The organism is Variovorax sp. 20P10.2.4, assembly GCF_058244205.1.
On the sequence record NZ_JBZAYE010000769.1, the window covers coordinates 1 to 3,085 of the forward strand.

4 protein-coding genes are annotated in these 3,085 nt (G+C 69.4%); 2 read left to right on the plus strand and 2 right to left on the minus strand.

Annotated elements, in window-relative coordinates; genetic code table 11:
• Positions 1-881, minus strand: an 881-nt coding sequence (locus AC27VN_RS37190) for a pyridoxal-phosphate dependent enzyme (RefSeq protein ID WP_490879887.1), incomplete at its 3' end; no start/stop codon positions are given.
• 107 nt (positions 882-988) lie between these two features.
• On the opposite strand from AC27VN_RS37190, the gene AC27VN_RS37195 reads away from it, so the two are divergent.
• On the plus strand, positions 989-1,909 hold the full coding sequence (locus tag AC27VN_RS37195; RefSeq protein ID WP_093341057.1) for a LysR substrate-binding domain-containing protein: 921 nt from the start codon (positions 989-991) through the stop codon (positions 1,907-1,909).
• 4 nt (positions 1,910-1,913) lie between these two features.
• Here AC27VN_RS37195 and AC27VN_RS37200 read toward each other — a convergent pair whose 3' ends face one another.
• On the minus strand, positions 1,914-2,780 hold the full coding sequence (locus tag AC27VN_RS37200) for an alpha/beta fold hydrolase (RefSeq protein ID WP_490879888.1): 867 nt from the start codon (positions 2,778-2,780) through the stop codon (positions 1,914-1,916).
• A gap of 164 nt (positions 2,781-2,944) precedes the next feature.
• Between AC27VN_RS37200 and AC27VN_RS37205 the strand changes: the two genes are divergently transcribed.
• The coding region (locus AC27VN_RS37205) for an ABATE domain-containing protein (protein WP_490879889.1) at positions 2,945-3,085 on the plus strand (141 nt) is incomplete at its 3' end.

Below are 3,085 nucleotides of genomic sequence, written 5' to 3' on the forward strand. Positions count from 1 at the left end.
GACAGCCGCGGGAACGGCTCCACCAGCCACAGCCGCGGCAGCCGCGCGATGCGCCCGGCCGCCAGCAGGTCGCGAAAGCCCGCGTAGATGCCCCAGGCCAGGTCGCCGCGCGCGGTCGGCACCACGATGTGGTCGGGCAGGCCGCCCTCGGCCAGGCATTCGGCCGCGATCGGCTTGTAGCCCTCGATCGCCAGCGGCGCGCTGCCCAGCGCGGGCAGCCGGTAGTTGGTGAGCGCGAAGTAGCCCGGATGCTGCGCGCGCTCGCGCACGAAGGCCCAGCGGCCCGCGTTGTCGGAGAAGGCATAGCGCCGCGCGCCGAGCGCGTCGAGCTGGCGCGCATAGGCGGCCGGCAGGCCTTCGTAACCCGCGACTTCGCAGGACAGGCCCGCGGCCCAGGCATAGTGGGCGGCCGAGACCGCGGCATTGCCCGAGGAGGCCAGCACCAGCGTGTGGGCGCCGGCGTCCAGCGCCTGCGCCACGCCGACGGCGGTCATGCGGTCCTTGTGCGAGCCGGTCGGGTTGACCGATTCGTCCTTGAGCGCCAGCCGCGCCACGCCGAGGCGCTGCGCCAGTTCGGGCAGCTCGCGCAGCGGCGTGTTGCCTTCGCCGAGCGTGAAGCCCGGCAGGTAGGGCATCGGGACGCCGGCGTCGGTGCCCGGCAGGTAGCTGGCCCGCAGGCCGATGTGCACGCCCATGCGACGGCAGGCCGGGCAGCCTTCGTTGAGCGAGGACACCGGATAGAGCGTCTCGCAGCGCAGGCACTGGAGGCCGCGCAGTTGCGGATTGCGCAGCGGCCGCACGGCATCGGCCGCGAGGGCCTCGTCCGCGGCGGCGTCGGAAGAAAGGTCGGCGGGCAAGGTATCGAGCGCGTGGAGTGTCATCGCACTGTAGGGTGTGAAGGAGTCGGTCGGGGTGGCGGGCCGAATCTTATGCGTTCGGAAATAAAATCAGAATGCCCAAAATACTCAACCGATAACGGAACTTATCGATGCGATTTGCGGAGATCGAGACTTTCCGGGCGCTGATGCGCAGCAGTTCCACGCGCAAGGCCGCGGCGCTGCTGCATGTGACGCAGCCGGCGATCAGCCAGTCGCTCAAGCGGCTCGAGACGCAGGCCGGCATGCAGCTGTTCCAGCGCACCGGCGGGCGGCTGGTGCCCACGCCCGAGGCGCGCGCGCTGTGGGTGGAGGTCGAGCGCGTGTTCATCGGCATGGACGCGATCGAGCACCGGGTGCGCAGCCTGCGCGACTTCGGCACCAACCAGCTCGAGCTCAGCTGCTATCCGGCCTTCGGGCTGGGCTTCATGCCGCGCGCGCTCGAGCGCTTCAAGGCGCACCGCGGCGCGAGCGCCTGGCCGCAGGTGTCGCTGCAGGTGCTCAGTTCCAAGGACGTGCGCGACCGGGTCTCGATGGGCATCTCCGACTTCGGCCTGATGGCCGACGAGCTCTCGCTCGAAGGCCTCGAGCATTCGACCTTCGCGCATTTCCCGGGCGTGGTCGTGATGCCGCAGGGCCATGCGCTCGCGCGCTTCAAGAGCATCGAGCCCGAGCAGCTGGTGGAAGCGCCCTTCCTCGCGCTCAACCCCGAGGACCCCTCGCACCGCCGGCTCGAGGCCGCGCTGGCGCAGAAGAGCCTGGCGCTGCGCATGGTGGTGCAGACGCCCTATGCCGCCAGCGTCTGCGAGATGGCGCTGCGCGGGCTCGGCGTGGGCCTGGTCAATCCGATCACCGCGCTCGACTACGCCGAGCGCGGCCTGGTGGCGCGCAAGCTGTCGGTCGACATCTCCTTCGCCTGCATCCTCGCGCTGCCGGCCGGCAAGGTGCTGTCGTCGACCGCGCGCGACTTCCTCTCGGTGATGCGCCAGCAGCTGGCCGACGACGAGAAGCGCATGCAACGCTACCTGCGCTGAGCCTTCAGCGCTCGGCCGGCAGCCGGCCGAGGAAATCGCCGATCGCCGCGCCGATCTCCGCCGCATGCGTCTCGAGCGCGAAGTGGCCGGTGTCGAGGAAACGCACCTGCGCGTTCGGGTTGTCGGTCTTGAAGGCCTCGGCGCCCGGCGGCAGGAAGAAGGGATCGTTGCGGCCCCAGACCGCGAGGAAGGGCGGACGGTGGTTGCGGAAGTACTCGTGGAACTTCGGATACAGCGCCACGTTGCTCGCGTAGTCGAGGAACAGGTCGAGCTGGATCTCGATGTTGTCCGGCCGCTGCATCAGCGCCCAGTCGAGCTCCCAGGCCTCGGGCGCCACCTGCTGCGGATCGGGCGTGCCGTGCACGTACTGCCAGCGCGTGGCCTCGTGCGTCAGTTGGGCCGCGCGCACGGCCTCGCGGTTGGCGGCATTCGGCTCGCGCCAATAGGTGCGCAGCACGCCCCAGCCCTCGCTCAGGCCCTGTTCGTAGGCATTGCCGTTCTGCGACACGATCGCGCTCACCCGCTCGGGCCGCGACAGCGCGAGCCGGAAGCCCACGGGCGCGCCGTAGTCGAACACGTAGATCGCATAGCGCCGCAGCCTGAGCGCGTCGGTGAAGCCCTCGATCACCTTCGCGAGGTTGTCGAAGCTGTAGGCGAAGGCCGGCCGCGCGGGCGACTCGGTGAAGCCGAAGCCCGGCAGGTCGGGCGCGACGATGTGGAAGCGGTCCGCCAGCAGCGGGATCAGGTTGCGGAACATGTGCGACGAGCTCGGGAAGCCGTGCAGCAGCAGCAAGGTGGGCCGCGAGGGATCGCCAGCCTCGCGATAGAAGACCTTGTGCGCGCCGACGGCGACGGTGTGGAAACGAACCATGGGAAGACTCCTGCAAGCCGATGGCGGCGCCCGGGGACTCCCGGACTTGAATAACCTGCTAACGACGTTTTTGAAGGTTATTCATGGCTGGGTAACCTGTCAATCTATTTTTTGACGGTTATCATTGCGCCAGGAGTTTCGCCATGACCACCACCGCCGCCCCCATGCCCGCGCCCTTCGTCGGCGACCATCTCGCGCTCGATTTCGTCAACAGCACCGCCACGCCCGACGGCGTGCGCGTCGAATGGCTGGCCGACGGCGCGGCACTGCTGCAATGGCTGCTGGCGGCGAAGCTGATCGCGCCG

Coding starts and splice junctions, on each gene's coding strand:
- AC27VN_RS37195 (WP_093341057.1), top strand. CDS start 989: ATGCGATTTGCGGAGATCGAGACTTTCCGGGCGCTGATGCGCAGCAGT.
- AC27VN_RS37200 (WP_490879888.1), bottom strand. CDS start 2,780: ATGGTTCGTTTCCACACCGTCGCCGTCGGCGCGCACAAGGTCTTCTAT.